General features: G+C 63.5%; 1 pseudogene. It reads right to left on the bottom strand.

The window, feature by feature from the left end:
* Positions 1 to 96, bottom strand: a pseudogene (locus tag KZZ06_RS23390) (ParA family protein); the annotation flags it as partial.
* Positions 97 to 263: the final 167 nt, after the last annotated feature.

Raw genomic sequence — 263 nt, 5'->3', positions numbered from 1 at the left:
CGGGCGCTTTGGACCGGCGGCGATCACGCTGAGGTGGGTCGCCAGCGTGGTCTTGCCCACGCCGCCCTTTCGCGCCGCTATCGTGATGGTTTGCATGCTGGCCGTCCCGACTCGTCGCTGGCGAGCATGGTCAACGTCTCGTTACCAGAACGTCAACTCATCAGGCCGGCGAGACGGCATCCACGCGAGCCACTTCAGCATCGAGACGTCTCGACTCTATCCCGTCGAGACGGCATGATAGCAAGGCGGCAAGACCGCAATTC

Origin of the sequence: Sulfitobacter sp. CW3 (genome assembly GCF_019392245.1) — a bacterium.
Taxonomy (GTDB): Bacteria; Pseudomonadota; Alphaproteobacteria; order Rhodobacterales; family Rhodobacteraceae; genus Sulfitobacter.
Note: the sequence above shows the minus strand (reverse complement) of the source record. Positions and strands in the feature narration are given on the sequence as shown.